Raw genomic sequence first — 1,421 nt, forward strand, 5'->3', positions numbered from 1 at the left:
CCGAAGACGAAGCGGTTTTCCAGGCCACCAACGACTCCACCGAACGCGCCGACTGGTGGTGGTACACGCCGTTCGAACCCGAACCACCACCCACCAACTAGCCGGTGGTTCTAGTACCGGCGCGCGACGCTAACCGCTCAGGCCACCACGTCGAAAACGGCGGCCGCAGAAGTGATCGCCTTGTCCGCGTTCCCCTCGTCGTGCAGCAGGATGCGCACCCCAACCCGTCCGGACCCGCCGACGTGGGCGGTGCCCTCGGCACGGAACGGACCCACCTTGCCGCGCGACATGAACATCACGTGCCAGCTCATCACCTGCAGCCGGCGGGTGCCTGCGACCTCAGCAGCTAGGTCGGTCGCCGCGGTCTCCAAGAGCACGTGCTGCGGACCGATGTGCAATGCCGCGTCCGGCGAAGCGAATTCGGCGCTGAGCCCCGGCAGCACCCAGTGACCGTCGTCGCGCTTGGCTGCGCCGAAGGCCGCCCACAGCGGGGGCAACTCGGGTGAGTCCTCGATGACCAGCTCCGTGCCCGAAACATCCATCCGGCCAAGCCCTTCGGGTGGGATACCGATAATTGCGCCCTGTCCTTCGTTGAACGCGATCACCCGCTCTGGGTTGTCCGCGTCCACGATCTTGCAGCGGCCATACCCCATGGTGCGGCCTTGATGCATGATGCCGGAATCGACGATTTCGATCCTGGTGACGTCATAACCCGGATCGATGATCTGGACCGACGCGATGACCGGATTAGGCACCGCAACCATGTCTGTCTGGCACCCTTCCGGCGACGAGATGGCTAGCGGCGCAACCATCAGTCCTCCGGCGTCGGTGCGCATGTCGCGGCGGATGGTGACCGTGTTGTCCACCTCGCCGAGGTCCATCGACGAATGTTTGCGCCCGATGTAGCGGTAGCTGAGTAGGCCGGTCCAACGTCGGTACAGCTCATCCCGATACGCCTCGGAGTCCCCGGTCAGCTCCCGGATATCGCGCAGTTGGTCGCTCATGGCGCGGACTCTACCCTTCTGAGCTGCTGAAATCTGCAGCAGACCTATACAAAAATGTCCCAAAATGTCACGCTGTGACGATGGCAGACCAGCAGGTGGAACCGCGGACGGTGTTCACTTTCTGCCGGTATTGCCTGGCCTCGTGCGGCATCGAAGTCCAAGTCGAAGACAACCGGGTGCGCAAGATATCGCCGGACAAACAGAACCCGCACAGCTGGCGGGACTTCTGCGCGAAAGGACGCAACGCCGCCCAACTCGTCGAGCATCCCCGCCGCATCCGGACGCCGCTGCGCCGCGTCGGTGACCGGTACGTGCCGGCGTCCTGGGACGAGGCCATCTCGGACATCGCTGCGCGGATGGCGGCACTGATCGGTGCGGACGGGCCGGACGCCGTAGCCGCCTACTACGGCAATCCGG

General features: G+C 64.7%; 2 protein-coding genes. One reads left to right on the forward strand and one right to left on the reverse strand.

Annotated elements, in window-relative coordinates:
- Window positions 1-137 precede the first annotated feature (137 nt).
- Complete coding sequence (locus A5636_RS01260) at window positions 138-1,004, reverse strand: hypothetical protein (protein WP_065156896.1); 867 nt, start codon at window positions 1,002-1,004, stop codon at window positions 138-140.
- 80 nt (window positions 1,005-1,084) lie between these two features.
- Here A5636_RS01260 and A5636_RS01265 point away from each other — a divergent pair.
- Window positions 1,085-1,421: molybdopterin-dependent oxidoreductase (locus tag A5636_RS01265; RefSeq protein WP_172827128.1), on the forward strand; the 337-nt coding region annotated here is incomplete at its 3' end.

The sequence above is a fragment of the Mycobacterium asiaticum genome (genome assembly GCF_001673315.1).
GTDB lineage: Bacteria > Actinomycetota > Actinomycetes > Mycobacteriales > Mycobacteriaceae > Mycobacterium > Mycobacterium asiaticum_B.